Here is a 1,520-nt window from a genome sequence, read left to right on the forward strand (position 1 = left end):
TCCTGCGCTCGACTTGCATGTATTAGGCACGCCGCCAGCGTTCGTCCTGAGCCAGGATCAAACTCTCCATAAAAGTTAGTTTGACTTGCTCATTTGCACACCGAATGTGCTTGTTTTACTTCCTTCTATATAATAGAAAGAAGACTTGACGTACTGGTTGGTTCGTTCAGTTTTCAAAGATCAAATTGATATTGGTGGAGCCTAGCGGGATCGAACCGCTGACCTCCTGCGTGCAAAGCAGGCGCTCTCCCATCTGAGCTAAGGCCCCAAAATTAATTGAAAGAAATGGTCGGGAAGACAGGATTCGAACCTGCGACCCCTTGGTCCCAAACCAAGTGCTCTACCAAGCTGAGCTACTTCCCGTAAGTAATGGCGCGCCCGAGAGGAGTCGAACCCCTAACCTTCTGATCCGTAGTCAGACGCTCTATCCAATTGAGCTACGGGCGCATGTTAAATTATGGTGCCGAGGGCCGGACTCGAACCGGCACGGTAGAAACCTACCGCAGGATTTTAAGTCCTGTGCGTCTGCCAATTCCGCCACCCCGGCATGACTTGCAAGTAAGGTTACTTCAATATATTTATATTAACCTGTTAAGTATAAATGGAGCGGAAGACGGGATTCGAACCCGCGACCCCCACCTTGGCAAGGTGGTGTTCTACCACTGAACTACTTCCGCATATAATGCGGGTGGAGGGACTTGAACCCCCACGCCGTGAAGCACTAGATCCTAAATCTAGCGTGTCTGCCAATTCCACCACACCCGCAAATAAATGGTGAGCCATGGAGGGCTCGAACCTCCGACCCTCTGATTAAAAGTCAGATGCTCTACCAGCTGAGCTAATGGCTCTTAATGAAATAAGTTCTGGTAATTTTGTTAATGATGCTCGTCGTGTTGCAAGCTGTGTCAGTGATGTCTCACTCCTCGCAAGCCTGCGAAGAAGATCATTCGTTGATGTGGGCTTGCTCTACCAGCTGAGCTAATGGCTCTTCATGAATGAAGTATATAGTAAAATCAATGGTGCCGGCCAGAGGACTTGAACCCCCAACCTACTGATTACAAGTCAGTTGCTCTACCAGTTGAGCTAGGCCGGCAACATGGTGGAGGATGCAGGGCTCGAACCTGCGACCCCTTGCTTGTAAGGCAAGTGCTCTCCCAGCTGAGCTAATCCTCCGGATTTTATGTAAGGTATGGCGGCGTCCTACTCTCACGGGGGTAAACCCGACTACCATCGGCGCTGAAGAGCTTAACTTCTGTGTTCGGCATGGGAACAGGTGTGACCTCTTCGCTTTCGCCACCAAACCTTATATTTTAGGGACAAGATATATTATATGACCCTTTTATGAAAATTTCAAGAGTTTTTTTTGAAAACCCTCAAAACTGGATAAGACATTGGACATGTTCACAAACGTAACCTTTTCACGAAGGTTGATATATAGTTAAGTCCTCGATTGATTAGTATCCGTCAGCTGCACGTGTCACCACGCTTCCACCTCGGACCTATTGACCTCATCGTCTCTG

Annotated in this window: 9 tRNA genes and 3 rRNA genes; all 12 read right to left on the reverse strand. The window is 48.5% G+C overall.

The window, feature by feature from the left end:
- Nucleotides 1–73, reverse strand: a 16S ribosomal RNA gene (locus tag O2Q26_RS18920); the annotation flags it as partial.
- A gap of 119 nt (nt 74–192) precedes the next feature.
- Nucleotides 193–268, reverse strand: a tRNA-Ala gene (locus O2Q26_RS18925).
- Nucleotides 269–286: 18 nt separating this feature from the next.
- Nucleotides 287–363 (reverse strand) — tRNA-Pro (locus O2Q26_RS18930).
- A gap of 7 nt (nt 364–370) precedes the next feature.
- Nucleotides 371–447 (reverse strand) — tRNA-Arg (locus O2Q26_RS18935).
- An 11-nt stretch (nt 448–458) separates the two neighbouring features.
- A tRNA-Leu gene (locus tag O2Q26_RS18940) sits at nt 459–547 on the reverse strand.
- Nucleotides 548–602: 55 nt separating this feature from the next.
- A tRNA-Gly gene (locus O2Q26_RS18945) sits at nt 603–677 on the reverse strand.
- 6 nt (nt 678–683) lie between these two features.
- Nucleotides 684–765, reverse strand: a tRNA-Leu gene (locus O2Q26_RS18950).
- Between the two features lie 7 nt (nt 766–772).
- Nucleotides 773–848, reverse strand: a tRNA-Lys gene (locus O2Q26_RS18955).
- Nucleotides 849–1,017: 169 nt separating this feature from the next.
- Nucleotides 1,018–1,093: transfer RNA gene (locus O2Q26_RS18960), tRNA-Thr, on the reverse strand.
- Between the two features lie 4 nt (nt 1,094–1,097).
- Nucleotides 1,098–1,173, reverse strand: a tRNA-Val gene (locus O2Q26_RS18965).
- Between the two features lie 14 nt (nt 1,174–1,187).
- A 5S ribosomal RNA gene (rrf, locus tag O2Q26_RS18970) occupies nt 1,188–1,301 on the reverse strand.
- Between the two features lie 133 nt (nt 1,302–1,434).
- A 23S ribosomal RNA gene (locus O2Q26_RS18975) occupies nt 1,435–1,520 on the reverse strand; the annotation flags it as partial.

The organism is Halobacillus campisalis (assembly GCF_030345335.1).
Lineage (GTDB): Bacteria > Bacillota > Bacilli > Bacillales > Halobacillaceae > Halobacillus_A > Halobacillus_A campisalis.